The 25,739-nt window shown below is 64.1% G+C and carries 21 protein-coding genes and 1 pseudogene; 8 read left to right on the top strand and 14 right to left on the bottom strand.

The window, feature by feature from the left end:
* A pseudogene (locus tag J7573_RS16705) lies at positions 1-317 on the top strand (hypothetical protein); the annotation flags it as partial.
* Positions 318-560: 243 nt separating this feature from the next.
* Here the strand turns inward: J7573_RS16705 and J7573_RS16700 are convergent.
* From J7573_RS16700 to J7573_RS16690, 3 genes are all read right to left on the bottom strand, one after another.
* Complete coding sequence (locus tag J7573_RS16700; RefSeq protein WP_294337443.1) at positions 561-1,019, bottom strand: hypothetical protein; 459 nt, start codon at positions 1,017-1,019, stop codon at positions 561-563.
* Between the two features lie 125 nt (positions 1,020-1,144).
* Positions 1,145-1,951, bottom strand: coding sequence for an aminoglycoside phosphotransferase family protein (locus tag J7573_RS16695; RefSeq protein WP_294337441.1), 807 nt, complete (start codon positions 1,949-1,951; stop codon positions 1,145-1,147).
* Between the two features lie 24 nt (positions 1,952-1,975).
* Complete coding sequence (locus J7573_RS16690; RefSeq protein ID WP_294337438.1) at positions 1,976-2,377, bottom strand: RDD family protein; 402 nt, start codon at positions 2,375-2,377, stop codon at positions 1,976-1,978.
* A 759-nt stretch (positions 2,378-3,136) separates the two neighbouring features.
* Here J7573_RS16690 and J7573_RS16685 point away from each other — a divergent pair.
* The 5 genes from J7573_RS16685 to J7573_RS16665 all read left to right on the top strand — a co-directional run bounded on the left by J7573_RS16685 (position 3,137) and on the right by J7573_RS16665 (position 11,390).
* The gene (locus tag J7573_RS16685) at positions 3,137-3,985 is read left to right on the top strand and encodes a helix-turn-helix transcriptional regulator (RefSeq protein ID WP_085678937.1); all 849 of its coding nucleotides are present in this window, start codon (positions 3,137-3,139) and stop codon (positions 3,983-3,985) included.
* A gap of 85 nt (positions 3,986-4,070) precedes the next feature.
* Positions 4,071-5,465: an aspartate aminotransferase family protein gene (locus J7573_RS16680; RefSeq protein ID WP_294337433.1), complete on the top strand. Its 1,395-nt coding sequence runs from the start codon at positions 4,071-4,073 to the stop codon at positions 5,463-5,465.
* 236 nt (positions 5,466-5,701) lie between these two features.
* On the top strand, positions 5,702-6,844 hold the full coding sequence (locus J7573_RS16675; protein ID WP_294337431.1) for a MexC family multidrug efflux RND transporter periplasmic adaptor subunit: 1,143 nt from the start codon (positions 5,702-5,704) through the stop codon (positions 6,842-6,844).
* Positions 6,845-6,859: 15 nt separating this feature from the next.
* The gene (locus tag J7573_RS16670) at positions 6,860-10,000 is read left to right on the top strand and encodes an efflux RND transporter permease subunit (protein WP_294337428.1); all 3,141 of its coding nucleotides are present in this window, start codon (positions 6,860-6,862) and stop codon (positions 9,998-10,000) included.
* Positions 9,987-11,390, top strand: a complete 1,404-nt coding sequence (locus J7573_RS16665; RefSeq protein WP_294337427.1) for an efflux transporter outer membrane subunit — start codon at positions 9,987-9,989, stop codon at positions 11,388-11,390. The genes J7573_RS16670 and J7573_RS16665 overlap by 14 nt, the downstream gene beginning before the upstream one ends.
* A 170-nt stretch (positions 11,391-11,560) precedes the next feature.
* On the opposite strand, the gene J7573_RS16660 is transcribed toward J7573_RS16665, so the two are convergent.
* The 4 genes from J7573_RS16660 to J7573_RS16645 all read right to left on the bottom strand — a co-directional run bounded on the left by J7573_RS16660 (position 11,561) and on the right by J7573_RS16645 (position 17,072).
* Positions 11,561-12,118: a transcriptional regulator gene (locus J7573_RS16660; RefSeq protein ID WP_294337448.1), complete on the bottom strand. Its 558-nt coding sequence runs from the start codon at positions 12,116-12,118 to the stop codon at positions 11,561-11,563.
* Between the two features lie 207 nt (positions 12,119-12,325).
* Complete coding sequence (locus tag J7573_RS16655) at positions 12,326-14,326, bottom strand: U32 family peptidase (RefSeq protein ID WP_294337425.1); 2,001 nt, start codon at positions 14,324-14,326, stop codon at positions 12,326-12,328.
* Positions 14,327-14,550: 224 nt separating this feature from the next.
* Positions 14,551-16,647, bottom strand: coding sequence for a TonB-dependent receptor (locus J7573_RS16650; RefSeq protein WP_294337423.1), 2,097 nt, complete (start codon positions 16,645-16,647; stop codon positions 14,551-14,553).
* 59 nt (positions 16,648-16,706) lie between these two features.
* Positions 16,707-17,072, bottom strand: a complete 366-nt coding sequence (locus J7573_RS16645; RefSeq protein ID WP_110638586.1) for a RidA family protein — start codon at positions 17,070-17,072, stop codon at positions 16,707-16,709.
* A 134-nt stretch (positions 17,073-17,206) separates the two neighbouring features.
* Here J7573_RS16645 and J7573_RS16640 point away from each other — a divergent pair, with 134 nt between their 5' ends.
* On the top strand, positions 17,207-17,902 hold the full coding sequence (locus tag J7573_RS16640; RefSeq protein WP_294337421.1) for a tRNA (adenine(22)-N(1))-methyltransferase TrmK: 696 nt from the start codon (positions 17,207-17,209) through the stop codon (positions 17,900-17,902).
* 1 nt (position 17,903) lies between these two features.
* On the opposite strand, the gene J7573_RS16635 is transcribed toward J7573_RS16640, so the two are convergent.
* Positions 17,904-18,164 (bottom strand): DUF2790 domain-containing protein, encoded by a 261-nt coding sequence (locus J7573_RS16635; RefSeq protein ID WP_294337420.1) that lies wholly within the window; start codon positions 18,162-18,164, stop codon positions 17,904-17,906.
* Positions 18,165-18,289: 125 nt separating this feature from the next.
* Between J7573_RS16635 and J7573_RS16630 the strand changes: the two genes are divergently transcribed.
* Complete coding sequence (locus J7573_RS16630; protein WP_294337418.1) at positions 18,290-19,222, top strand: LysR family transcriptional regulator; 933 nt, start codon at positions 18,290-18,292, stop codon at positions 19,220-19,222.
* Positions 19,223-19,371: 149 nt separating this feature from the next.
* Here J7573_RS16630 and J7573_RS16625 read toward each other — a convergent pair whose 3' ends face one another.
* The 6 genes from J7573_RS16625 to J7573_RS16600 all read right to left on the bottom strand — a co-directional run bounded on the left by J7573_RS16625 (position 19,372) and on the right by J7573_RS16600 (position 25,704).
* On the bottom strand, positions 19,372-19,923 hold the full coding sequence (locus J7573_RS16625; protein WP_294337416.1) for a YbhB/YbcL family Raf kinase inhibitor-like protein: 552 nt from the start codon (positions 19,921-19,923) through the stop codon (positions 19,372-19,374).
* A 48-nt stretch (positions 19,924-19,971) separates the two neighbouring features.
* Positions 19,972-20,277, bottom strand: a complete 306-nt coding sequence (locus J7573_RS16620) for a hypothetical protein (protein WP_294337415.1) — start codon at positions 20,275-20,277, stop codon at positions 19,972-19,974.
* 111 nt (positions 20,278-20,388) lie between these two features.
* The gene (locus J7573_RS16615; protein ID WP_294337413.1) at positions 20,389-21,687 is read right to left on the bottom strand and encodes an MFS transporter; all 1,299 of its coding nucleotides are present in this window, start codon (positions 21,685-21,687) and stop codon (positions 20,389-20,391) included.
* A gap of 481 nt (positions 21,688-22,168) precedes the next feature.
* On the bottom strand, positions 22,169-22,801 hold the full coding sequence (locus J7573_RS16610; RefSeq protein WP_294337411.1) for a hypothetical protein: 633 nt from the start codon (positions 22,799-22,801) through the stop codon (positions 22,169-22,171).
* A gap of 114 nt (positions 22,802-22,915) precedes the next feature.
* On the bottom strand, positions 22,916-24,058 hold the full coding sequence (locus tag J7573_RS16605; protein ID WP_294337409.1) for an HlyD family secretion protein: 1,143 nt from the start codon (positions 24,056-24,058) through the stop codon (positions 22,916-22,918).
* Positions 24,055-25,704, bottom strand: a complete 1,650-nt coding sequence (locus J7573_RS16600; RefSeq protein ID WP_294337406.1) for an MFS transporter — start codon at positions 25,702-25,704, stop codon at positions 24,055-24,057. Before J7573_RS16600 ends, J7573_RS16605 begins: the two co-directional genes overlap by 4 nt.
* Positions 25,705-25,739 lie beyond the last annotated feature (35 nt).

Genomic DNA, 25,739 nt, shown 5'->3' with positions numbered 1-25,739 from the left:
AAAAGCTCAGCGCAGGGCCGGGTTTTAAGTTCAGTAAAAAGCCCGAATTTCGTCTAGATACCAGCTCGTCAACAAGGGCCATTGTCGCCTTATTTACATCGCCGAGCGGCATGGCCCAGGGCGGCATGAGCATCACCGGAGTAGAGGAAATCAATGGCGTTCTGTACGCGCAGTCCTGGTGGTGCCGCGTTGAACAAGCGCATAGCCATTCAGCTTCCTGCCGCCTGGCCTGCAAGGCGCCCTGGCGAATACATCGACAATCACTCCTTTTCCAAGGTGTACCGTCTCTTGCGATTGATGAAAAGAAAACTCTCTAGAGTGCTGCGAAAGTGGTTTGTCTACCTCGCGATTGCAGGGTTGGCGGGCAACTTCAGCCGAATGTTCGATCATTTATCGCTTTGGAAGCAGTGGCGCATTGCTAAGGGCCTGGCTGCATACCTCATGGCCACCTGATACCTTTCTTCGCCGCGCGTTAATAGCAGTTTTCGCGGCAGCGGGTCTTGGGATCGATGCCTGCCGTTGGCACCAAATCGTGATGTGCTCTGGCTTTTTTCGAGCTTTCAGTAAGGCTTCAATTGGGTCAATTCTGCCTCGATGTTAAGTAGACATTGTTCGTTAAAGTTTTGGCGGATTACGACGATAAACTGATTTTGGATCCATAAATTCGGGAGTCTAGGATGGGGTTTTTCGATAAGGTCAAGGAGCTTGCGCTCAAGGCGAAATGTGGTGTTGGTATTCACGGCGGTGAATATTCCAAAGTAAGTAATGGCCCAGCCTGCTTGTACGAAAAGACGTGTCCTGATTGTTTCGATCACCTGACCAAGCACATGCATGAGTACGGTGAGTTTAGCTACAGAAATCATTACAACTGCACCATGAGCCGTCATTGTGCTCACTGCGAACATGAGGACCTGAAAGAGAAACATCAAGGCTTCACCGACGCAGGCATGGACGACTTTTGCAGGGTCAAAGAAAAATGTATCAGGTGCGACTTCACGAAGGTGAAGAAGGAAAGCCACTCGTGGATCGAAGTGTCGAGGACAGATACCGACAAAACTATGTCGTGCATTCGATGCAAAAAGATGGATAAGCAGCCGCTAACGCGTCACTAGCCTGCGAGGGTGCGGTGGACAACGCTGGGCACTTATACGTGGTCGCTGATGCCCAGAGCCGATGCCGCCAATTTCGCCACTGAAAGGGTAGTGGATGCGTCTTGCTGGTCTTCCAGCATCCATGTCGCCGACAACCCTGCCCAGGCAAGCACCCACTGCAGTAGTCGCTGGCGGTCAATGCAAGCGGCTTTTGCAACGACCTTGATCCTTCGAGCGAAGCGCCCTGGCGCAAGAGCACTCACGCTGTCGGGATTGCAGAAAATGTTCGCATAGTCGAAACCTCGCTCTCCATGCAGTCCCTTGGGGTCGATAGCGAGCCATCCGCATGAACCGAAATCAAGCACATTTCCATGATGAAGGTCGCCATGCAGCACCACGACATCGCGTGGAGCGCCCAAGAGTTCTCGTGCGGTTCTTGCGCTATGTTCAAGGACTCCCTCAGGTCTGCGCGCCCCGTTGCATAATGCCTCGAACCACTGCGCAAGCGGAACTAACGGTGGGTGCGTTTTGGCACGTGGCGCATGCAGCTTGTCTGCGACCGCACAAAGGATGCGGGTAGCGTCGTCGTCCTGGCCACAGTTGACCATCTGGATGAGCGAGGCAGGGCCCTGCGCGCGCTTCATGAGCAAGGCTTCGCCATCATGGGCCAGCACCGGTGCTGCACCTTCTCCCGCCCACCACGCCATCAGCCAGCTGCCTGCTTGCTCCTCAGGCTCTGCAGATATCTTGAGCATGGCAGGAATGCCGAACTGGCGAACAGGTAACAGCGTGCCGCTCTGCGATACGAAAGCCTGACCGTCAATGGTTAGATCCCATCGTTTCAAATAATGATCGAACATACCTTTCCTGCTGGATAGTTCATCTCAGAGGCTGGGTGCCTGCATCGCCGTGCGGAGTTGAGCCAGGTCCTTGGTGGGCATGACATAGGTTCTGGAAAGCATGTCACCCACCCGTTGGCACCGTGCGGACTGCGTGTAGATGAAAAGCGTGATGATGCCCAAAGGCACTTCGATGAGCCTGGTGAGTCCTCGGATCAGCGCTTGGACAAGCGTTGGCGGCCCGCCAGCTCCGTTGATGACGCTCAGCCCGAACACGAACTTTCCTGGTGTCCTGCCTCGGAAAAGCCATTCGCACAGCGGGTATAGGAAAATGCGCACGAAGATCAGTTCAAACCCGGAAAACAAAAGGGTAGTTTGGCTTGCAAGCCATAGGCCCAGCAGCACAATCGCGCCATAGTCGATGATAAACGCCCCTATGCGTTTCATCAGAAGCGACGTCCTTGAAACTTCCATCGATTTCTCCGGGGTTAGCTGCGTGTCAGGTAAGCAGGGATCTTGGCTATTTGCGTAAAGGCACAACGCTATTATCCGGCGGAGGATACTGGGTTACGGGCTCTGCATCCACATCGGATGCCCGCCCAGGCCGTCTGCTACCGGGCAGATACTCAACTAGACTTCTGAGAGTTGGGGGCGGTGAGGTGAGTTATGCGCTACTCGAAAATCAGACCGTTTCTATGGTGGGCTGGCGCCCTGCAGTTTTTTGCGATCCTGGCCGCCATTGAGCACAGGGCATGGGACGTTGTGTTCATTTGCCTGATGGTGATTGCGGTAGGGGTATGGTTCGCCCGAGACGTCCGGCGGCTGGAGGCTCACAAGCAGCCCAGCATGAGGTAGGCTGCGCTGCGTATGCCAACTCGAGCAGCAAGCAATATCCGATTGCCGCTCAGACGAATCCATCAAGAAGCACAGTGTGGAATGGTAATTGCTCCCTCCCTGAAAAACTGGGGATTTGGGGGCAATGTGATGACTCAGAACGATTACCACTACATGATCTTCGTTGTGGCTGCTGTGCTGGTCCTGACTGCACTGGCGTCCTGGGTGTTTCTCGAGGCCATCAGCTGAGCCCATCCTTGGGAGCAGCCTTACCCCGAACCGGGCCGGGGGCTCACCCCGAAGGGTGATGGTCTGCACTCAAGCCGCGTGCAAGAATCCCAGCCACAACAACCCCGGCATGGGACCACGACAATGAGCAAAGACCGGCTGAAATCGCCCGACTGGTACGCGCAGATGGCCCGTGTCGTCGACGCCCAGGGTTCGCCGGGTTTCGTCGAGGCGCTGTTTGCCGCACTCAAGCTGATTGCTCCGTGCCAGGCCATCACCGTGTTCCTCTACCCGCGCAAGGGGTTGCCGTCGGCGCTGTTCGAAAAGGACGAGGAAGGCCCGTGGCTGCCGGAAGGCAACATCCAGAAGTACCTCGAAGGCTACTACCTGCTGTGCCCGTTCTACCGGGCCTGCATGGACGGCATCGCCCCGGGTTGCTACCGCCTCAGTGACGTCGCCCCCGACCACTTCAAGCGCAGCGAGTACTACCTGGCGTTCTATCAGCACGCCCACCTGGAAGACGAACTCAACTTCATCGTGCCGCTCGACGAGCACCTGACCATCGCCGTGGCCCTGGCCAGCACTCGCCGCCTGGACCGCCAGCAGGTCAATGACCTCAAGTGCGTGGCGCCTTGGGTGGTGGCTACGGTGCGGCGGCAATGGAGCCACCTGGATGTCGATGCCCTTGGCGGGCGTTTCGAGAGTGCCCTGGGCCGGCAGATCAACGCCGCGCTGAACAACTTCGGCTCCTCCTTGCTCACCGAGCGCGAGTGCCGCATCGCCCAGTACCTGCTGCGCGGCCACTCGACCCGTTCCCTGGCCGAGCGCCTGGGCATCAGCGAGGACACGGTCAAGACCCATCGCAAGAACCTCTACACCAAGCTCGACATCGCCAAGCAGTCCGAGCTGTTTTCGCTGTTCATCGACTCGCTCGCCCAGGCCCAGGAAGGCCTGAGCAAGGACCCGCTGGAAAGCTACCTGCGAAGGCGCTGATCGCGCCGTTTCACCCCACCCGATTTCTACTGTCAGCGGTCTGGCAGGGCCAACTGCACGCCGCGTTTTACCCTGGAGAACAACAATGAACGCACCGTTCCAAGCCAAGCTGCAAGCCCAGCGCGACACCCGTGACTACCAGGCCGGCGACGCCGCCCACCACATCCACGCCTTCCTCGACCAGAAGGCGCTGAACGCCGAAGGCCCGCGGGTGATGGTCGGTGGCGAGCGCCTGCACCTGTGGGACAGTGACGGCAAGCGCTACCTGGACGGCATGTCGGGCCTGTGGTGTACCCAGCTCGGCTACGGCCGCAAGGACCTGACCGCCGCCGCCGCCGCGCAGATGGACCAGCTGGCCTACTACAACATGTTCTTCCACACCACCCACCCGGCGGTGATCGAGCTGTCCGAGCTGCTGTTCAGCCTGCTGCCGGGCCACTACAGCCACGCCATCTACACCAACTCCGGTTCCGAGGCCAACGAGGTGCTGATTCGCACCGTGCGCCGCTACTGGCAAGTGGTCGGCCAGCCGAACAAGAAGATCATGATCGGCCGCTGGAACGGTTACCACGGCTCGACCCTGGCGGCCACCGCGCTGGGCGGCATGAAGTTCATGCACGAAATGGGCGGGATGATCCCGGATGTGGCGCACATCGACGAGCCGTACTGGTACGCCGCTGGTGGTGACCTGACCCCGGCCGAGTTCGGCCGCCGCTGCGCCTTGCAACTGGAAGAGAAGATCCTCGAACTGGGTGCCGAGAACGTCGCCGGCTTCATCGCCGAGCCGTTCCAGGGCGCGGGCGGGATGATCTTCCCGCCAGAAAGCTACTGGCCGGAAATCCAGCGCATCTGCCGCCAGTACGACGTGCTGCTGTGCGCCGATGAAGTGATCGGTGGCTTTGGCCGCACCGGCGAGTGGTTCGCCCACGAATACTTCGGCTTCGAGCCGGACACGCTGTCGATCGCCAAGGGCCTGACCTCGGGTTACGTGCCGATGGGTGGCCTGGTGCTGAGCAAGCGCATTGCCGAGGCACTGGTCGAGCGTGGCGGGGTGTTTGCGCACGGTCTGACCTATTCCGGGCACCCGGTGGCGGCGGCAGTGGCCATTGCCAACCTCAAGGCGCTGCGCGATGAAGGCATCGTGCGCCAGGTGAAGGAAGACACCGGGCCGTACCTGCAGCGCATCCTGCGCGAGGTGTTCGCCAATCACCCACTGATTGGCCAGGTGCAAGGCGCCGGCCTGGTGGCGGCGCTGCAGTTCGCCGAGGACAAGGGCAGCCGCAAGCGCTATGCCAATGAGAATGACCTGGCTTGGCAGTGCCGTACATATGGCTTTGAAGAAGGGGTGATCATTCGTTCGACCCTGGGGCGGATGATCATGGCACCAGCGCTGGTGGCCAACCACAGCGAGCTGGATGAGCTGGTGGAGAAGACCCGGATTGCGGTGGATCGCACCGCGCGCGGGTTGGGCATTCTGTAAGTTCAAAAGCGGGGGCCGCTGTGCGGCCCATTCGCGGGACAAGCCCGCTCCCACAGGACCACCACAACCTTCAGGGGTGGTGAGGGACCTGTGGGAGCGGGCTTGTCCCGCGAAAGGGCTGCGCAGCAGCCCCCAGGCTTCACAAATCTTCACAAAGTTTCAAATGAGACAAAATTGACTCATTAAGCCTACAGAAATATCATTCGGGCCGTTTTTATCTATAGCTCGGGTGAATCATGAGCCACTTGCGTGCATTAGGAATGGCCAGCTGCCTGGCCGCTGCCGTCGCTTTAGCCGGCTGCGGCGAGCAGGAAGCGCCACCGTCCGCCGCCAACACCACCGTTCCCGTCCAGACCGTCACGGTCGCCGCCGAACCCCTGGCCCTGGCCTCGACCCTGCCTGGCCGGGTCGAGCCCATGCGCGTGGCGGAAGTCCGCGCCCGGGTGGCCGGCATCGTCCTGCACAAACGCTTCGAAGAGGGCGCCGACGTCAAGGCCGGTGACGTGCTGTTCCAGATCGATCCGGCGCCATTCAAGGCCGCGCTGTCGCGCGCCGAAGCAGAACTGGCGCGGGCCCAGTCGGTGATGCTCGAGGCCCAGGCCCGAGTGCGCCGTTACCAGCCGCTGGTGAAGATCGAAGCGGTCAGCCAGCAAGACTTCGACAGCGCCAGCGCCGACCTGCGCAGCGGCCAGGCGGCCGTGCGCTCGGCCCAGGCCGATGTCGAGACGGCGCAGTTGAACCTCGGATACGCCACGGTCAAGGCACCGATCTCCGGCCGCATCGGCCGCGCACTGATCACCGAAGGCGCTTTGGTCGGGCAGGGCGACGCCACGCTGATGGCGCGCATCCAGCAACTTGACCCGATCTACGTCGACTTCACCCAGTCTGCTGCCGACGCCCTGCGTCTGCGCCAGGCACTCAAGGACGGCGCGCTGGCGGTGGGTGAAAACCCGGCCTTGACCGCTCGCGTGGAAGGCACCGATTACCAACGTCAGGGCACGCTGATGTTCACTGACGTTGCGGTTGACCGCGGTACCGGCCAGGTGACCCTGCGCGGGCGCTTCGACAACGCCGACGGCATCCTGCTGCCGGGCATGTACGTGCGCGTGCTGACGCCCCAGGGCACCGACAACCAGGCGATCCTGGTGCCGCAACGCGCCATCCAGCGCGGCAGCGACGGCGAGGCACGGGTGATGCTGGTCGGCCAGGGCGGCATCGCCGAGGCCCGCAGCGTGCGTACCGGTGCCATGCAGGGCGCCCGCTGGCAGGTCACCGAAGGCCTGCAGCCGGGCGACCAGGTGATCGTCGGCAGCCCGGCAGGCCTGACGGCCGGCATGCCGGTGGCCCCGTCCCCGGCACAACAGGCCGCGGCGCGGTAAGGCGAGGGTAGCGAGATGTCCAAGTTCTTCATCAAGCGGCCGAACTTTGCCTGGGTCATGGCGCTGTTCATTTCTCTGGGCGGGCTATTGGTGATGCCGCTGTTGCCGGTCGCCCAGTACCCCAACGTGGCCCCCCCGCAGATCACCATCACCGCCACCTACCCGGGTGCCTCGGCCAAGGTGCTGGTGGAGTCGGTGACCAGCATCATCGAGGAGTCGCTCAACGGCGCCAAGAACCTGCTGTATTTCGAGTCCACCAACAACTCCAACGGCATGGCCGAGGTGGTGGTCACCTTCGAGCCGGGCACCGATCCGGAACTGGCCCAGGTGGACGTGCAGAACCGCCTGAAAAAGGCCGAGGCACGCATGCCCCAGGCGGTGACCACCCAAGGCATCCAGGTCGAGCAGACCAGCGCGGGTTTCTTGCTGATCTACGCCCTGAACTACAAGGATGGCGCCAGCAAGGCCGACACCACGGCCCTGGGCGACTATGCCGCGCGCAACATCAACAACGAGCTGCGCCGGGTGCCCGGTGTCGGCAAGCTGCAGTTCTTTTCCTCGGAAGCGGCCATGCGGGTGTGGGTCGACCCACAGAAGCTGGTCGGCTTTGGCCTGTCGATCGATGACGTGAGCAACGCCATCCGCGGGCAGAACGTGCAGGTACCGGCCGGCAGCTTTGGCAGCGCGCCGGGCAGCAGCGAGCAGGAGCTGACCGCCACCTTGGCGGTGCAAGGCACCCTGGACGACCCAGAGGCCTTTGGCCGCGTGGTGCTGCGCGCCAACCCCGATGGTTCGCTGGTGCGCCTGGCCGATGTCGCGCGCCTGGAAATTGGCCTGGAGAGCTACAACTTCTCCTCGCGCCTGGACGGCAAGCCGGCGGTGGCCGGCGCGGTGCAGCTGGCGCCCGGTGCCAACGCGCTGAAAACCGCCGAGCTGGTCAAGGAACGCCTGGCCGAACTGAGCGAATTCTTCCCCGAAGGCGTCGAGTATTCGGTGCCATACGACACCTCGCGCTTTGTCGACGTGGCCATCGAAAAGGTCATCCATACCTTGATCGAAGCCATGGTCCTGGTGTTTCTGGTGATGTTCCTGTTCCTGCAGAACATTCGCTACACCCTGATCCCGTCGATCGTGGTGCCGGTGTGTTTGCTCGGCACGCTGATGGTGATGAAGCTGCTGGGCTTCTCGGTGAACATGATGACCATGTTCGGCATGGTGCTGGCCATCGGCATCCTGGTCGATGACGCCATCGTGGTGGTGGAGAACGTCGAGCGGATCATGGCCGAGGAGGGGCTGTCGCCGGGCCAGGCGACAATCAAGGCCATGGGCCAGGTGTCGGGGGCCATCATCGGCATCACCCTGGTGCTCTCGGCGGTGTTCCTGCCGCTGGCGTTCATGGCAGGCTCCGTGGGGGTGATCTACCAGCAGTTCTCGCTGTCGCTGGCCGTGTCCATCCTGTTCTCCGGCTTCCTGGCGCTGACCTTCACCCCGGCCCTGTGCGCCACGCTGCTCAAGCCGGTGGCCCCTGGGCACCACGAGAAACGCGGCTTCTTCGGCGCCTTCAACCGCGGCTTTGCCCGCCTGACCGAGCGCTACTCGGGCATGAACAGCGCCCTGGTCAAACGCGCAGGGCGCTACATGCTGGTGTACGCCGGCATCCTGGCGATGCTCGGCTACTTCTACCTGCGCCTGCCGGAGTCGTTCGTGCCGGTGGAAGACCAGGGGTATGCCATCGTCGACGTGCAGCTGCCGCCCGGTGCCAGCCGCGTGCGCACCGATGCCACCGGCCAGGCGCTGGAGCAGTTCCTGATGTCGCGCGAGGCGCTGGCCTCGGCGTTCGTGGTCAGCGGCTTCAGCTTCTCGGGTATGGGCGAGAACGCCGCACTGGCGTTCCCCACCTACAAGGACTGGTCGGTGCGTGGCAAGGAGCAGTCAGTGGACGCCGAAACCGTCGCCATCAACACCCAGTTCGCGGGCTATGGCGATGGCGCGATCATGGCGGTCAACCCTCCGCCCATCGATGGCCTGGGCAACTCCGGCGGCTTTGCCTTGCGCCTGCTCGACCGCGGGGGCCTGGGCCGTGAAGCACTGCTGGCGGCGCGTGACCAGTTGCTGGGCCAGGCCAACGGCAACCCGGTGATCCTCTACGCAATGATGGAAGGCCTGGCCGAGGCGCCGCAGCTGCGGGTCGCCATCGACCGCGAGAAGGCCCGCGCCCTGGGCGTGAGCTTCGAGACCATCAACAACACCCTGGCCACCGCCTTCGGTTCGGCGGTGATCAACGACTTCACCAACGCCGGCCGCCAGCAGCGCGTGGTGGTGCAGGCCGAACAGGGCGAGCGGATGACCCCGGAAAGCGTGCTGCGCCTGTACGCACCGAACGCCGAAGGCCAGCAGGTGCCGTTCAGCAGTTTCGTCACCACCCGCTGGGAAGAAGGGCCAGTGCAGATCGTGCGCTACAACGGCTACCCGTCGATCCGCATCGCCGGCGACGCCGCGCCGGGCCATAGCACCGGCCAGGCCATGGCCGAGATGGAGCGCCTGGTCAGCGAGCTGCCACCGGGCATCGGCTATGCCTGGACCGGCCTGTCGTACCAGGAAAAGGTCTCCAGCGGCCAGGCCACCAGCCTGTTCGCCCTGGCCATCCTGGTGGTGTTCCTGCTGCTGGTGGCGCTGTACGAAAGCTGGGCGATCCCACTGACGGTGATGCTGATCGTGCCCATTGGTGCCTTGGGCGCGGTGCTGGCGGTGATGGTCACCGGCCTGCCCAACGATGTGTACTTCAAGGTCGGCCTGATCACCATCATTGGCCTGGCAGCGAAAAACGCGATCCTCATCGTCGAGTTCGCCAAGGAACTCTGGGAGAAGGGTTACAGCCTGCGCGACGCCGCCATCGAGGCTGCGCGCCTGCGCTTCCGGCCGATCGTGATGACGTCCATGGCGTTCATCCTCGGCGTAGTGCCCCTGGCCATTGCCAGTGGCGCCGGCGCCGCCAGCCAGCGGGCCATTGGCACCGGAGTGATCGGCGGCATGCTCAGCGCCACCTTGCTGGGGGTGGTGTTCGTGCCGATCTGTTTTGTCTGGGTGCTGTCGCTGCTCAAGCGCAAGCCGGCGCCACACGCTCAAGCTGCCGACGTGACTGATGGTCATGCGTAATCTTGTGGTGCCGTTCGCCCTGGCCGTGCTGGCCAGCGGCTGCTCCCTGGCACCGACCTATGAACGCCCCGAGGCGCCAGTGGCCAAGCAGTGGCAAGACGGGGCAGGGCACGCGGGCCAGCAGGTAGACCAACTGGACTGGCAGGCGTTCATCGTCGACCCGGCGTTGCGCCAGCTGGTGGGCACAGCGCTGGACAACAACCGCTCATTGCGCCAGACCCTGCTCGATATCGAACAGGCCCGGGCGCAATACCGGATCCAGCGGGCCGATCGCGTGCCAGGCCTGAATGCCGGCGCGTCGGGCAATCGACAGCATGTGCCGGGCAGTCTGTCCAATGATGGACGGGAGGGCGTGACAAGCACGTATCAAGTGGGCGTGTCGCTGCCGGAATACGAAGTTGATCTATTCGGCCGGGTGAAGAGCCTCAGCGATGCCGCGCTGGAGCAATATCTGGCCACCGAGGCAGCCGGTCGCGCCGCACGCATCGCCCTGATCGCCGAGGTCAGCCAGGCCTACTTGAGCCTGGACGGTGCCGAGCGGCGCCTGGCGCTGACCCGCCAGACCCTGGCCAGCCGCGAAGACTCGCTGGCGTTGATCGGTCAACGCCGAGCGGCAGGCGCCGCCACCGCACTGGACCACCAGGAAGCGCTGGGCCTGGTCGAGCAGGCCCGCGCCGAGCTGGAGAGCAACCTGCGGCAGCAACGCCAGGCGTACAACGCCCTGGTGTTGCTGGTCGGCAGCGCGGATGCGGGCAAGGCCATCCCGGCCGAACGCCAGGCTGCGCCGAGCGTGCTGCAGGATATCGCCCCCGGCGCGCCATCGGCGCTTCTGGAGCGACGTCCAGACATCCTCGCCGCCGAGCATCAGCTGCGGGCACGCAATGCCGACATCGGTGCAGCACGCGCCGCGTTCTTCCCGCGCATCAGCCTGACCGGCAGTTTCGGCACATCGAGTGCGCAGATGTCCGGCCTGTTCGACGGCGGTTCGCGCAGCTGGAGCTTCATGCCGCAGCTGTCGTTGCCGCTGTTCGATGCCGGGCGCAACCAGGCCGGGCTGAGCCTGGCCGAAGCGCGCAAGGATTCGGCGGTGGCAGCGTATGAGGGAGCGATCCAGTCGGCGTTCCGCGAGGTGGCCGATGCCTTGGCGGCAACCGATACGTTGCGGCGAGAGGAAGTGGCGCGGCGGGCGCTGGCCGATACCAGCCGGGCGACCTTGGCACTGGCCAAGGCACGCTATGAAGGCGGGATCGACAGCCACCTGCGCTACCTGGATGCGCAGCGCAGCGATTTCGTGAATGAGGCGGCTTACATCGAGGCCAGTACCCAGCGCCAGCTGGCGTTGGTCGACCTGTTCCGCGCCCTGGGCGGCGGGTGGCCGGCACGCGGCTGAGCACAGGCTCCTTTGGTTGGATGATCCAACCGCTCTGGCCCTTGGGACTTGTGCCCAGGGGCCTTTTTTTGTGTCAGGGCTACTGGCCCTTTCGCGGCTAAAGCCGCTCCCTCAGGGTATGCGCGGTCCCTGTGGGAGCGGCTTTAGCCGCGAAGAATCCAGCGCCGAATTCAAGTCGGGGCCAGGGCCCCATGCAGGAACAACTGTTCCAGCGCCAGCGCCGAATTGGCACTGGCCGCACGCCCACGCCGCTCGGCATCGACCATGCCGTAGATCTGGGTGATGAACATCTCGGTAAACACCGCCGCACTGATGTCGATACGCAGCACGCCCAGTTGCTGTGCCCGCAGGAAGAAGCCGTCCATTGCCTGGGTGTACGCCAGCCAACGGCGGTCTTCACTGTCACCGAGCAGGGTATCGGGCCGGTACTGGAACATCAGGAACACCAGCATTTCACGGTGCTTGAGGTGTTCGGCAATCAGGTGGCGCACGGCGTCCAGCGGTTCGGCCGTGGTCAGTGCGGCATTGCTGATGACCTGATTGAGCACGTGTTCGCCATGGTTCTCGAGCATGGCCACCAGGTTGTCGCGGGTGCCGCAGAAGCGGTGCAGGGTGGCCTTGCTGACGCCAGCGGTCTCGGCCAGTTCCTTGAGGGTCGCGCGGGGGTGGACCACGATGGCGTGGGCCAGGGCCTTGAGCAGGCGTTCGTCGTGGGGCGTGGGTTGCATCGAAGGGCCTCGCATGGGTGGCATGCTTGGCATTGTGCAGGAAACAGGAGGGGGATCAAGCCCTTGTGTCTCATGTGAGACATTTTTGTGTCTTTGCCAGCCCTTTCGCGGCTAAAGCCGCTCCCACAGGGACCGCGCCGTATCTGAAACTGGCGCAAACCCTGTGGGAGCGGCTTTAGCCGCGAAGAGGCCCTTACAGGCTACAGATCAATGCGGCCCGCGCGGAATGGTCTTGAGCAGGTCTTCCGGGCTGATGTGCCCCACCACCTGAGCCACCGCGCTACCCGGTGTCGGCAGGTCGATGATGTGGTTCTTCATCTTGCCGATCACATGCATTTCGCAGGGCTTGCAGTCGAACTTCAGGGTCAGCACTTCATCGCCCTGGATCAGCTGCATCGGTGCCACCTTGGTGCGCACGCCGGTCACGCCCTTGGCCTGCTTGGGGCACAGGTTGAACGAGAAGCGCAGGCAGTGCTTGGTGATCATCACCGGCACTTCGCCGTGTTCCTCATGGGCTTCGTACGCCGCGTCGATCAGCTGCACGCCATGGCGGTGGTAGAAGTCGCGGGCCTTCTGGTTGTAGACGTTGGCCAGGAACGACAGGTGCGACTCCGGATACACCGGTGGCGGCGTGGTCTCGGCTTTGCGCCCGCTACGTGGGTGCGCCTGCACGCGTGCTTCGGTCAGCGCCTCGATGGCTTCACGGCGCAGGGCCTTGAGCTGCGAGTTGGGGATGAAGAACGCCTGCGGCGCATCCAGCTCGATGCGGTTGGCGTGGTACATCGTGGTGCCCAGCTGGCCGAGCAGGTCGTGCAGCTGGTCCAGTGCCTGCTGCGGCTTGTTGGCAGCGCCAAACGGGCCGTCCAGGGCCACCTGCACGCTGACGCCTTCCTCACTGCCGAGGGTCAGCATCAGGCGCTGCTCGCGCAGCACCGCGTGCCATTCCACGCCCACGCGGCGCTCCGACGATGTGCGCTGCAGGGCCTGCTGCCAGTTGTGGTCGAGGTTGCGCGACAGCGGGTGGTTCGGCCGCAGCTTGTGCAGGCCTTCCGGCATGTCGTTGGGCTCGACGCGGTAGCGGTAGCGCTTCTGGCCGTCTTCCTCGAACTCGCCACGGGGCTCGGCGATGTTGGCGCGGAAGCCCACCACCTCACGCTTGACCAGCACGTTGAGGCCGTCGCCGTTGGTCAGCGGCACCTCGGTGACGACCTGCATGTCGCGCTTGCCGACCTTTTCCACCACACCCACGGCCAGGCCGGTGAAGGTTGGCGAGTCGAAGGCACCGATGTCGACCTTGCGGTCGGTGACGAAGTAGTCGGTGCTGCCGCGGTGGAAGGTCTTGTCCGGGTCGGGCAGGAAGAAGTGCTCGGTACGGCCGCTGGAGGCGCGGGCCAGTTCCGGGCGGCCTTCGAGGATGGCGTCGAGTTCCTTGCGGTAGTGGGCAGTGATGTTCTTCACATAGCCCATGTCCTTGTAGCGGCCCTCGATCTTGAACGAGCGCACGCCGGCATCGACCAGGTCGGCCAGGTTGGCGGTCTGGTTGTTGTCCTTCATCGACAGCAGGTGCTTCTCGAACGCCACCACGCGGCCCTGGTCGTCCTTCAGGGTGTAAGGCAGGCGGCAGGCCTGGGAGCAGTCACCGCGGTTGGCGCTGCGCCCGGTCTGGGCGTGGGAGATGTTGCACTGGCCGGAGAAGGCCACGCACAGCGCACCGTGGATGAAGAACTCGATGGCCGCGTCGGTTTCGCTGGCGATGGCGCGGATCTGCTGCAGGTTCAGCTCGCGGGCCAGTACCAGTTGGGAGAACCCTGCCTGGTCGAGGAACTTGGCCCGCTCCAGGGTGCGGATGTCGGTCTGGGTGCTGGCATGCAGCTCGATGGGCGGGATATCCAGCTCCATCACCCCCAGGTCCTGCACGATCAGCGCGTCGACGCCGGCGTCGTAGAGCTGGTGAATCAGCTTGCGCGCCGGTTCCAGCTCGTTGTCGTGGAGGATGGTGTTGATGGTGGTGAACACGCGTGCATGGTAGCGATGGGCGAACTCGACCAGTTCGGCGATATCGCTGACTTCGTTGCAGGCGTTGTGGCGCGCGCCGAAGCTCGGGCCGCCGATGTAGATGGCATCAGCGCCGTGCAGGATCGCCTCGCGGGCGATGGCCACGTCACGGGCAGGGCTGAGCAGTTCCAGGTGATTCTTTGGAAGGGACATGTCGTTATAGGTTCGGGCTGTCACGGTTTAGGGCGGCATTGTAGCGGGGAATGGGGCGGGTGGCATCTTTGAGTGCCGAGAGGTGTGCGGCCAGGTCCGGCCCTTTCGCGGGTAAACCCGCTCCCACAGGATTTCCACAGGCCCAGAACCAGTGCAGTACCTGTGGGAGCGGGCAAGTCGGGCCGCCGAACCGCCGCGAAGGGCTGCAAAGCAGCCTCAAAGGCTCAGAACTGGTATGCCAGCCCGGCCCCGGCATACCAGGACCTGCCCGGCGCCGCCTCGTAGTACCGGCCATTACCATCGCCGACAATCACTGAGCCCACATACTGGCGGTCCAGCAAGTTGTCCAGGCGCACCAACTGGTGGAACGTCCACGGCCCGACCTGCTGCTGGAACTGCGTACGCCAGTTAAACACCGCATAACCCGGCGCCGCATGCTGGTCATTGGTGTCCTCGACATACACCTTGCTCCGGTACTGCCCTTCAAGCCCCATGCTGATGCCGTCACGCGGCTTCCACACCAGCTCACCGAACAGGCTGCTGCGCGGCACGCCGGGCAGCTGGTTGCCCTTGTCGATGGTCGTGGTGCCCTGGGTGAAGGCCTCGTCGTAGGTGGCATCAAGCAGGGTATAGGCCAGGTTGGCCTGCCACTGCGGGCTCAGTTCACGCTGCACGCTCAGCTCGAAGCCACGGCGCAGGGTCTTGCCGGCGTTGCGGTAGCTGGTGCGGCCATCGGTCGAAGCCGCGACCACGATCTCGTCTTTGGTGCGGATCTCGAAGATCGCCGCATTGATTCGCGTGCGCTCATCAGGGCGCATCTTCAGGCCCAGTTCGTACTGGGTGCTGGTGGCCGGTTCCAGGCCGAAGTTGAAGCCTTCCAGGGCTCCGGGCGCATAGGCCATCTCGGCCTGGGTCGGGGTTTCGAAGCCCTGGCCGGCGCTGATGTAGCCATGCAGGTCGGGGGTAAAGGCGTACATCACCGACAGGGTCGGCGTGGTGCGCTGGTATTTCTTCGAACCGCTGGCATCGCCGTTGGCCAGGAAGTGGTCGTCCACCTCCATCTCCATGCTGCTGTGGCGCAGGCCGGCATCCACGGTCCAGCGCTCCAGTTCCCAGTGGGCCTGCACATACGGATCGAGGCTGGTGGCGGTGTCTTTTTCATCCCGGCGCAGGTCGCCTTTCACACCCAGGGTGTCGCCGCTGAAGTTCTGGAAACCACGGCGGTCGTCGCGGCTACGGTCGTAGTCGGCACCGAAGGTCAGGGTCAGGTTGCCGGGGGCGGCGTTGACCGGCTGGATCCAGCGCAGGGTGCCACCGTGGAACTCGCGGTCGAAGTCGACCACGCCGCCACCGCGGTTGTTCGCCGGGGTGCCCTTGGGGATCGACAGGTACTGGATGACGCTGCGCTTGCCCGCATACAGGTTGAACTGCAGGGTCGCCTCGCCGACGTAACGCTCGTAGTTCATGCCCACCTGCTGGTGGTGGATGCTCTTGCGCGTGTCGTACTCCTCGGCGCGCGCCGCCACCGAGCGTGGGTCGTGCTTGTAGGCATCCCAGGTCTGGCCCAGCGGGTCTTCGGTACCGTTCTGTTCCAGGGTGCTGAAGATCAGCGCCAGACGGCTGTCTTCATCCGGCTTGACGTGCACCTTGGCGAAGGTCTGGTCGCGGCGGGCGGCGCTGTGGTCGCGGTAGCCGTCGGTGTCCATGCGCGAGGCATCGACCAGGAAGCCGGCCTGCTCGCTGCCGCCCTCGCTGTAGACGTGGTTCTTGTTGAAGCCATCGCTGCCGAAGGTAGTTTCGGCGCCCACCTTGGGCGGCCCCGAACCGTCGCGGGAGAACATCTGGATCACGCCCCCGGCATTGCTGCCGTAAAGGGCAGAGGCCGGGCCGCGCAGCACTTCGATACGGTCCGCCACGTCCAGGTTCAACGAGGCCGCCTGGCCCTGGCCATCCGGGGTACTGGCCGGGATGCCGTCGCTTAGCAGCTTGATGCCACGTATGCCGAAGGCCGAGCGGGCGCCATAGCCACGCGAGGATATCTGCAGGTCCTGGGCGTAGTTCTGGCGGTTCTGCACCACCAGGCCAGGAACGCGGTTGAGCGCTTCCGACAGGTTGACGCCCAGCTGGCCATCGGCGATCTGCTGGCGCTCGACGGTGTCGATGGAGTAGGGCAGGTCGAAGCTCGGGTTGGGGGCGTAGGTGCCGGTAACGACCACCGGTTCGAGCAGATTGAAGGGGGTGGCGGGTTCGGCCTGGACCACTGGGCACAGACCGGGAAGCAAGGCGATCAGGGCCTTGCGGCGAAACGGGGGGAATTGCATGCAGCGTCCTGCTTTCGAAAAGAAAGCTCCGCCCGCAGGCGGAGCCGGTAAAACGGTAATCAGCGTTTGGCGGCCATGGCGGTCACTTCGACGCGCATTTCCGGGTAGGCAAGTGCAGCCACGCCAACGGCGGCACGCACCGGCCACGGCTTGCTGAAGAAGCGCTGGTACACCTCGTTGAAGGCAGCACGGTCGGCCATGTCGGTCAGGTAGATGGTCAGGTGCATGACCCGGTCCATGCCGCTGCCGGCCTTTTCCAGGGCGTCTTTCAGGGCCTGCAGGGTGCTCTCGCTCTGCTGGGTGATGTCGGCATCGAGGTCGGCCGGAATCTGCGTGGTCACCAGGATGCCGTTGTACTCAGCGACGTCGGAGGAAATGGACTCGGCGTCGGAATCCGGTGTGTAGATAAGATCTGCCATGGGTATTCGCCTTGCAACGGAAGGAAAGCGGCAAGCCTACGCGAGCCTGTCGCAAGGGTCGAGCCGGTGGGCGCTTATGCATTGAAAAGCCGCGCCCCGGCGGTCAGAATCGCCGCCGATTGTTGAGCAAGGTGCTGAAGTTGAACGAACAGACATTATCGATGCGCCTGGAGCGTGTGGCGGCGCATGTGCCGCAGGGCGCACGCCTGGCCGATATCGGCTCGGACCACGGCTACCTGCCGGTGGCACTGGCGCTGCGCGGTGTGATCGAAGCCGGGGTGGCTGGCGAGGTGGCGCAGACGCCCTATGCCTCGGCCCAGCGCAACGTGCGCCGCAATGGCCTGACGGAAACCGTCACCGTACGCCTGGCCGATGGCCTGGAGGCCATCGAGCCCGACGACCGCATCACGGCCATCAGCCTGTGCGGCATGGGTGGCAAGACCATGTGTGAGATTCTTGAGCGTGGCAAGGCGCGCCTGAACGGCAGTGAGCGCCTGATCCTGCAGCCCAATGGCGATGAGCGCGAATTGCGCGGCTGGCTGATGGACAACAGCTACCGGATCGTCAGTGAAGAGCTGCTGCGGGAAAACCGTTTCGACTACGAGATCATCGTCGCCGAACCTTGCGAGGTGGTGGCCTACAGTGCCGAAGAGCTGTATTTCGGCCCTGTGCTGATGCGCGAGAAAAGCCCGGCATTCGTGACCAAGTGGCAGCGCATGCTGCGCCAGAAGCAGCAGAGCCTGACCAACTTCGAGCGTGCCCGCGATGCCATCCCGCAAGAAAAGTTGCGTGACTTCGCCCGGCAGATTGGCTGGATCAACGCGGTACTGGCCTGATTCACTGCTGCGAGCAGTTGCCCATTTCGCGGTAGTCAACTTCGCGTTTCTGGCCCTGGTGGTCGACATACACCATGTGCGCGGTACCGACCTGGCAGTCGGCGGCGTTGCTGGACGGGGTGATCGAGATGACCTTGGCCACATCCAGCGGCATGCCGTATTCATAGTTGCTGGCCGCGGGTTGGCTGGACGAGGCATCGGCGAAGGCGCCGAACGAGGCGAGGGCGGCAGACAGGGCGACAACAGCGATCGAACGTTTCATGGCAGGCTCCTTTTTCAATGTTTTACCAATGATGTATTCGTTGGTGATCCTCAATAAATGGGCTAAGTCGTGATAGATTCCTGCCTGGAACGTACGAATAAGATCGATCAAGGAGCCCAGCCCCCATGGACATGCTGCACGCCATGCGTACCTTTGCCCGGGTGGTGGAGTGCGGCAGTTTCGCCGCCGCCGCCAATGCCCTCGACATTTCTGCGGCGCAGGTGTCGCGGATCGTCGCCGAGCTGGAAAACCAGCTGCAGACCCGCCTGTTGCACCGCACCACCCGCCGTTTGCGCATGAGCGAGGCGGGCGAGCGTTTTCTGGAGCGGGCGCGGCAGATCATGGCGCTGACCGACGAGGCCATGGACGAAGCCCGCGGCGCGCACCTGACCCCGCGTGGCCGCCTGCGCCTGCATTGCCCGCATGGCCTGGGCATGTTGCTGATGCCGCTGGTGGCTGGCTACAACGCGATCTGCCCGGAAGTGGTGATCGAGCTGATCCTGTCCCAGCGCAACCCCGATCCGCTGGCCGAAGGGCACGACGTGGTGATCACCGTCGACGAGGCGCTGCCCGATTCGCAGCTGATCGCCGTGCCGCTGGGCAACATCTTCAGCATCCCCTGCGCCGCACCCAGCTACCTGGAGCTGAACGGCATCCCCGAGCGGCCGGAAGACTTGCACGAGCACCGCTGCCTGCGCATGGCCTACCCGATGTACGAAGGTGACTGGGTGTTCCCCCAAGGCCTGGACCATTGCGTGATCGCCCCGCGCGACAGCTTCATGACCAACGTCGCCGATGCCATGCTGGTGGCCAGCGAACTGGGGATGGGGATTGGCCTGCTGCCGTTCTACACCGCCAGCCAGGCCATCGAGCAGGGGCGTCTGCGGCGCTTGCTGGCGCCGTATCGGCTACGTGAAAGTGCGCTGTATGCGATCTACCCGTCGCGGCATTACCTGGATGCCAAGGTGCGGACCTGGATCGACTACCTCAAGGAGCAGCTGCCGGCGCTGTTCGAAGGGCATGCCAAAATCGTCGATGACGCACGATACTGGCGTTAAAGACGCGACCTTTGTGGGAGCGGCCTTGTGTCGCGAAAGGGCTGCGGAGCAGCCCCAGGATTTCAGCACCGATGCAAAGGTTGCTGGGGTCGCTTTGCGACCCTTTCGCGACGCAAGGCCGCTCCCACAAATATCGCGAGCTTCGGTCGTCAGTGTCCGTAACGCCCAACCAGGCTCTGCGCGCCCAGCGCATGGTCTTTGAGCAACTCCATCAAGCCGCCGCGATCCAGCTCTTCAGGCAAGGTACCCAGCGGCAGGTCGGTGGCAATCAGGGTCAATGCATAGTGGTGCGGCTTGTCCCCGGCCGGCGGGCAAGGCCCGCGATAGGTCATGGTCCCGTGGGAATTGCGCCCGACGATCAGCGCCTGGCTGGTCTGCCAGCCTGCGCCTTCCTCCAGCCCGTCGAGCGCCGGGTCGATGTCGTAGGCGAGCCAGTGCACCACGCCCAGGCCCTTGCCGCCGTCCGGGTCGAACATCACCAGGGCCAGCGACAACGTGCCGTAGGGCAGGTTCTTCCAGCTCAATTGCGGCGTGCGCCCCTCACCGGCACCACAGGCCGGATCCGGCCCGACCTGCTGCAGGCCGATGACACCGCCATCGGTGAACGACGACGAACTGATCGACAGTGCGGCGGAGTCGCCACCGGCAGCCACGGCGGTGCAGGGCAGCAGGGCGGCGAGCAGCCAGGGTTTGAGGTTCATGGCGATTTCTCGGCAGGGCTTTGCGCCGCAGTGTAGACCAGCTGCCGATCAGCGGCTGTCCTGGTCTTCGGCGGTGCCGCCGCTGTGCCCGGCGCCGGAGCCTGTGGCTTCACCGGTGCTGTTGGAACCACCAGCCGCACCATCGGCGGCATCCGAGTTGCTGCCGGTGTCGCTGCTGTCATTGTCCTGGCCGCTGCCCGGGCTGTTGACGCTGCTGCCTTCCCCGGCGGTCTTGCCGCCACGCTGGTCGGTTTTCGGATGGCTGTCGGTATCGGTCGCGTCCGTCGCGGCGTAGCTGGTCGTGGCGGCGATACCCAAGGCGAGGGCTAGCAACAACGAGTGAATGCGGATCATGGCAAGTCTCCTGGCAGGATGATCAGTCATTCGTTTGGCTGGCAGGGGGTGCTGGGGTGCCCCATGGGCGACGGGCGGTCGAAAAAAAGGGCCGCGATGGCGGCCCCTTATTCACTTGGTTTCCGGTTGTGCTGGCGTCGCAGTCGCTTCCACCGGTTCCAGCGGTGGATGCTCCTGCGCTGCATGCATCAGGTCCTCGGTCACCCGCAGCTCTGCGCCGGTCGGCGAGAACGTGGTCGACGCCGTGAACGGTGCCGGGTGCTCCGCTGCCGGGCGCTTGCCGCGACGCCAGAGGAAGAAGCACACCATCCCCAGGTTGACCACGGCAAAGGCCCAGAACAGCCCCACTTCGCCGAATTCGGTCATGGCCGGCGAAATCGCCAGCGGTGCCATGGCCGAGCCCAGCGAGTTGATCAGCAGCAGGCCCTGGATCATCGGTACCAGGGCGTCGGACGGTGCGCGGTCGGCAGCATGGCTGACCGCCACCGGGTACAGCGCGAACACGCCGCCACCGAGCAGGAACAGCGTGGCTGGCAGCAGGGCCGAATCCGACGGCAGGAACACCGTGATCAGCGACAGCACCATGCACAGCGCCGCCAGGGCGATCAGCACATCCTGGCGGTCCTTGCGGTCGGACCAGCGGCCTACGGGGTACTGCAGCAGCATGGCGCCGAGGATCACCCAGGCCATCATGTTGCCGACCTCACCGATATCCAGGCCGATGCGCTGCAGGTACAGCGGCAGCAGGGCGTAGATACCGGCAATGACCACGCCGGAGCCGAAGCAGCCGACCAGCCCTGACGGCGCCACCCCCAGCAGTTGCCGTGGCTTGAGCGGCTCGACCTGGTCCAGCAGCGGCGATACCCGCGGCAGGATCACGATCGGCAGCACCGACAGCGCGGCCAGCATGCCAGCCAGCATGAACGGTGCGCTGTCACCCAGGTGGGTGATCACGCCAAGGCCGGCCTGGGCAATCACACCCGCGCCGTAGAAGGCGATCATGTACAGCGCCAACAGACGCCCGCGGATCTTCGCGTCACCGGCCAGCAGCAGCCAGCTTTCGATCACCAGGAATACGCCGACCGCCGCCCAGCCGTTGATCAGGCGCAGCACCGACCACCAGGTGGCGTCGTAGAACAGCCCTTGCAGCAGGATGGTCGCGGCGATCAGCGAGGCGAAGCTGGTGTAGGCGCGGATATGGCCGATGCGCAGGATCAGCCGGTCGTTGAAGATGGCGCCGAGGGTCAGGCCGATGAAGTAGGTCGACGAGACGATACCGATGGTCGTTGCCGATTCGCCGGCAGCGTCCAGGCGCAGGGTGGTAAGGGAAGACATGAAGCCGTTGCCCAGGGCAATGATGAACAGCCCGAGCAGGGGCGCCAGCGCCATGGCCAGCAAACGCGGAGACATACGTACCTCAAGTTGGTGTGGCGATTCAGGGAGCGCCTCTTCGAACGCGCACGCCAAACGGACCCATCGAGGGCCGAAACAAGTGCACGGATGTGCCTGGGCTGGATGCGACCTGGGCAAGACTCAACCGCTGGACCCTGGAAGAGCTGGGCCGGGCGGGGTCGGTTGAGCCTATTTCACATGGGCGTCATGTGTTCAGGCCTGGACTCTGTCATTGCTGCCGGTTGCCACCGTTCAAGGCGACGGGCGAAAAGGAAGCGCGATTCTACGGGTTGTGACCGATTTGCCCAAGAGGCTAAAGGCTGCGACCAGAAGACGCAGGGCGGGATGCGACAGCTTTGTGCCCCAATCCGACATCGCCAGGGTCGCTGTGCGACCCTTTCGCGACACAAGGCCGCTCCTACAGGGGAGCGCATCATTCTGTAGGAGCGGCCTTGTGTCGCGAAAGGGCTGCGCAGCAGCCCCAGGGTGCAGCAACGCCTTATTTGTCGAACAGTCGCTCGTGCACCCAGCCATTGTTGGTCAGTACCATCACGCGCTTTTCCCGGGCCGGTGTTTGATTGGTCGCCACCGCATTGCCCAGATCACGGATATTGGCCTTGACCTCATCATTGGCCGCCCAGTCCGGCAACCCGGTGATCTTGTAGGCATAGGTCACATCGGAAACGGTGTGACCCATCATCTGCCCCGGCTCGCTGAACTGCTCGATCGCCGTCACCTCGGCCTTGCCGAAGCAAAGCCCGCCGCGGGTCTGGCCGTTGAGCATCTTCTGGGCATCGGCCCTGTAGTACTTGCGGCCCTCGTCGGTCAGGTCATAGGCGTAGTAGATGTCGGTACGGGCGGGCTGCCACAGGCGCTCCGGCACTTCGACGCGGGAGACTTCCTGCTCGCTGACGATGCCCACCCCGGCCAGGGCATGCAGCGCCTTGTTGGTGCCAGTAACGTCGAAGTCCTGGGTCTTGGTGGGGAAGTCGGTGACCACGAAGCAATGGGGATACTGCGTGTCGAGGTAAGCCTGGGCCGCCTTGTGGAAATTGGCCTCGCTGGCGTCCTGGGTGTCCGAGCAGCCGGCCAGGGTGGCCAGCAGCGCCAGCGGTACGATCTTCCTGTGCATGTTGAAACGTCCTTGGATGGCGAAGATAAACCGGTGGGCGGGCATTAGAACCCACGGTCTAGAGCGGCGCAATCGTGGCAGTACGGCATCTGGACAGGGTTCACAAAGCCGCGGTCAATGGTGCCCTTGCGGCTCCCGGGTATCGATGCCCACCACCACCGACATGCCCGGGCGCAGGCGTGCGGCGTCTGGCTGGTCGGGGTCGACAGTGATGCGCACCGGGATGCGCTGGGCAATCTTCACGAAGTTGCCGGTGGCGTTGTCGGCCTGCAACAGGGCGAACTCGGAACCGGTGGCCGGCGAGATCTGCTGCACATGGCCGTAGAGCTTGAGGTGGTTCAGGGCGTCCACGGTGAAGGTCACCGGCTGGCCGATGCGCACGTCGGCCATCTGGGTTTCCTTCATGTTGGCGATCACCCACAGGGTGTCGGGCACCAGTGCCATCAGTTGTGCGCCAGAGTTGACGTAGGCGCCCAGGCGGGTGCCGATCTGCCCCAACTGGCCGTCGCGCGGGGCGGTGACGCGGGTGTTGTCGAGGTCGATACGGGCCAGTTCGACGGCCGCCTTGGCGTTCTCCACCGAAGCCTCCAGCGAGGCGCGGTTGACGATCACCGTCTCGCGGTCCTGACGGGCGATTTCCAGCGCGGCCTTGGCCTGGGCCAGGCTGGCGACGGCGGCGGCCTCGCTGGCGCGGGCCAGGTCCAGCGAACTGCGCGACACCGAGCCATCGCTGACCAGCGCCTGGTTGCGACTGAGGTCGGCCTTGGCCTTGGTCGCCTGGGCCGAAGCGTCGCCGATGGCGGCCTGGCGTTGGGCGATGGTGGCTTCGGCGCTGTTGCGTTGCTGCAGGTTGTTGGCCAGCGCCGCCTGCTGCTGTTGCAGCTGGGCGATGGCCTGGGCCAGGCGCTGCTTGTAGATACGGTCGTCGAGCTGCACCAGCAGGTCGCCAGCCTTGACGAACTGGAAGTCATGCACCGGCACGTCGACGATATAGCCGCTCAGCTGCGGGCCGATGATTGTCACCTGGCCGCGCACCAGGGCGTTCTCGGTGCTTTCGATGGTGCTGCTGAACGGCGGCAGGTTCCAGGCGTAGAGCACTACCAGGATGCCGACCAGGGCCACGCTGGCGAAGCTGATCGTAGACAGGATGCGTACCCGCCGCGTGCGCACCGGGCTGGTCGGTTCGCTGGGCGGCGTGCTGCCTTCCGGGGTTTCGGCGAGGGCGGTGGTGGTCGTGGTGCGGGTTTCTTCGGTCATCGGCTGGCAGTACCGCTGGTGGAGTCGGATGAAGCAGCCTGGCGGGCGACATACCACAGCCAGGAGCCGCGAAGGGTAATCCAGATCATGGTCAGCACGGCGATGCTGCCGATCAGTACGAACACGTCGTTGTAGGCCATTATGTTGGCCTCGCGGGTGGCGGCGCTGGCCAGCACGCGCATGCCGGCCTCGCTGCGCAGCGCCGGGTCGGCGAGGATCCCGGCATAACCGCCGCCGCCGCTCTGTACGCGGGCATTGACCAGCGGTTCGAGGTAGCTGAGGCGGTCCATCAGGTGGCTGGAATGGAACTTCTCGCGCCAGGTCTGGAAGGTGCCCAGCAGCGCTGCGCCAATCAGGCCACCGAGGTTGTTGCAGATGCCGAACAGCACTGAGAAGCTCACCAGGTTGCGCGGGTTGGCGCGGACGTGGCTGATGCCCAGGGCCATCGATGGGCCAAGGAAGAAGGTGCTGCCGAAGGCCAGCAGGAACTGGCTGAAGTACATCTGTGCCGGGCGCGTGAGGTTGCTCGAACTGCTGTCCATGAACGCCCCGGCGGCCATCGCCAGCAGCGAGACGAATAGCGGGATCACCAGATGCTTGGGGTCGATGGTCATTGCGCTGGTGGCCAGGCCCGCCACGGCGCCGAGCAGCATGATCCAGTACAGCGAGCGCATCTGTTCGCTGCCCATGTTCAGCACCTGCAGAAAGCCCACCGCGCCGGTGGACTGCTCCGAGGTGACCATGCGAATGAGGATGACGCACAGGCCCAGGCGGATGATCGCGCCACTGCCCAGCCAGCGCGTCATCAACAACGGGTTCTGGCGGTTATGCTCGATGGCAAGGCCCGTGAAGATCAAGGCAATCGACGAGGCCAGGGCGATGCCGATCCACGGTGCTTCCAGCCACCAATCGATGCGCCCCAGCGACAGCGCGGCGCAGAGCAGGGCGACGCCGCTGGCCATCAGGGTGAAGGTGAGGAAGTCCAGCGGCTCGAAGGTCTTGAAGCGGTCACCGGGGGGCAGCTTGAGCAGCAGCACGCAGCCCAGGGCAGCCAGTGCCAGGCCCAGTTCGAACAGGTACAGGCCACGCCACTCGGCGATCTGCAGCAAGTCTTCGGAGAAGATCCGCGCCAGTGGCAGGGCCAGTTGCGAGGCGCCAAGCCCCAGCACCATCGCTTTGAGCCTCCAGCGTTCGGGGAAGGCCTGGATCATGTAGTACAGGCCCAGCGAACTGAGTGCCGCGCCGACCATGCCATGGGCGGCGCGCACGGCGATGGCCGAGTTGAGATCGTTGACCAGCAGGTGGGCGAAGGTGACCAGGGCGTACAGCACCAGGAACACCTCGGTGAAGGCACGCAGGCCGAACTGCTGGCGAAACTTGACCAGCAGCAGGTTGATCGACACGTTGGTCATCACATAGGCCGCCGGCAGCCAGGCCATCTCGGCGCTGGTCGCGCCCAGCGCGCCCTGCAGGAACACCAGGTTGGCGGTGACCAGTGCGTTACCCAGGCCGCCGGTGATCGCCACCAGCAGGCCGACCACGCCATACGCCAGGCGCTTGGCCGGCGTGTGCAGGGGCGTGGAAGGTGAGCCGGGGAGGCTGGGCTTCTCGTGGGGTAGCCACTGGCGCGGGGTGTATTTGTCCATGGTGCTGACTGTAACACTTCCCCTGTGGGAGCGGC

The organism is Pseudomonas sp. (assembly GCF_017744435.1).
GTDB lineage: Bacteria > Pseudomonadota > Gammaproteobacteria > Pseudomonadales > Pseudomonadaceae > Aquipseudomonas.
Note: the sequence above shows the minus strand (reverse complement) of the source record. Positions and strands in the feature narration are given on the sequence as shown.

Bases quoted from the DNA above. Each gene is read 5' to 3' on its own strand.
- J7573_RS16695 (WP_294337441.1), bottom strand. From the start codon at position 1,951: ATGTTCGATCATTATTTGAAACGATGGGATCTAACCATTGACGGTCAG.
- J7573_RS16690 (WP_294337438.1), bottom strand. From the start codon at position 2,377: ATGAAACGCATAGGGGCGTTTATCATCGACTATGGCGCGATTGTGCTG.
- J7573_RS16685 (WP_085678937.1), top strand. From the start codon at position 3,137: ATGAGCAAAGACCGGCTGAAATCGCCCGACTGGTACGCGCAGATGGCC.
- J7573_RS16680 (WP_294337433.1), top strand. From the start codon at position 4,071: ATGAACGCACCGTTCCAAGCCAAGCTGCAAGCCCAGCGCGACACCCGT.
- J7573_RS16675 (WP_294337431.1), top strand. From the start codon at position 5,702: ATGAGCCACTTGCGTGCATTAGGAATGGCCAGCTGCCTGGCCGCTGCC.
- J7573_RS16670 (WP_294337428.1), top strand. From the start codon at position 6,860: ATGTCCAAGTTCTTCATCAAGCGGCCGAACTTTGCCTGGGTCATGGCG.
- J7573_RS16665 (WP_294337427.1), top strand. From the start codon at position 9,987: ATGGTCATGCGTAATCTTGTGGTGCCGTTCGCCCTGGCCGTGCTGGCC.
- J7573_RS16660 (WP_294337448.1), bottom strand. From the start codon at position 12,118: ATGCAACCCACGCCCCACGACGAACGCCTGCTCAAGGCCCTGGCCCAC.
- J7573_RS16655 (WP_294337425.1), bottom strand. From the start codon at position 14,326: ATGTCCCTTCCAAAGAATCACCTGGAACTGCTCAGCCCTGCCCGTGAC.
- J7573_RS16650 (WP_294337423.1), bottom strand. From the start codon at position 16,647: ATGCAATTCCCCCCGTTTCGCCGCAAGGCCCTGATCGCCTTGCTTCCC.
- J7573_RS16635 (WP_294337420.1), bottom strand. From the start codon at position 18,164: ATGAAACGTTCGATCGCTGTTGTCGCCCTGTCTGCCGCCCTCGCCTCG.
- J7573_RS16630 (WP_294337418.1), top strand. From the start codon at position 18,290: ATGGACATGCTGCACGCCATGCGTACCTTTGCCCGGGTGGTGGAGTGC.
- J7573_RS16625 (WP_294337416.1), bottom strand. From the start codon at position 19,923: ATGAACCTCAAACCCTGGCTGCTCGCCGCCCTGCTGCCCTGCACCGCC.
- J7573_RS16620 (WP_294337415.1), bottom strand. From the start codon at position 20,277: ATGATCCGCATTCACTCGTTGTTGCTAGCCCTCGCCTTGGGTATCGCC.
- J7573_RS16615 (WP_294337413.1), bottom strand. From the start codon at position 21,687: ATGTCTCCGCGTTTGCTGGCCATGGCGCTGGCGCCCCTGCTCGGGCTG.
- J7573_RS16610 (WP_294337411.1), bottom strand. From the start codon at position 22,801: ATGCACAGGAAGATCGTACCGCTGGCGCTGCTGGCCACCCTGGCCGGC.
- J7573_RS16605 (WP_294337409.1), bottom strand. From the start codon at position 24,058: ATGACCGAAGAAACCCGCACCACGACCACCACCGCCCTCGCCGAAACC.
- J7573_RS16600 (WP_294337406.1), bottom strand. From the start codon at position 25,704: ATGGACAAATACACCCCGCGCCAGTGGCTACCCCACGAGAAGCCCAGC.